This is a genomic window from Massilia genomosp. 1, from assembly GCF_011682185.1.
GTDB classification, from domain to species: domain Bacteria; phylum Pseudomonadota; class Gammaproteobacteria; order Burkholderiales; family Burkholderiaceae_D; genus Telluria_A; species Telluria_A rubra.
This window is the reverse complement of sequence record NZ_WHJF01000470.1, coordinates 1-327: the sequence shown is the minus strand read 5'-3', so window position 1 is coordinate 327 and position 327 is coordinate 1. Positions and strand designations below refer to the sequence as shown.

General features: G+C 52.0%; 1 protein-coding gene. It reads left to right on the top strand.

The window, feature by feature from the left end; genetic code table 11:
* Positions 1-327: RHS repeat-associated core domain-containing protein (locus F1735_RS34550; RefSeq protein ID WP_167241567.1), on the top strand; the 327-nt coding region annotated here is incomplete at both ends.

Here is a 327-nt window from a genome sequence, read left to right as displayed (position 1 = left end):
GGATGATTACACGTACGCCCGACAATAAAATTGTCTGGCGCTGGGACAATGGTGATCCGTTTGGCTTGACGCCCCCGAACGAAAATCCGAGCGGTGTTGGCACCTTTACCTTCAATCTGCGGATGCCCGGGCAGTATTACGACAAGAATACAAATTTGTTCTACAACTATTATCGGGATTACGATCCGCAGACAGGACGTTATGTGCAGAGCGATCCGATCGGGCTTGGCGGCGGGATCAATACGTACGGCTATGTCGGGGGAAATCCACTGACGTTCATTGATCCCTTTGGATTGGATTCGACCTGTATGGCCGCGTGCAAAGCGG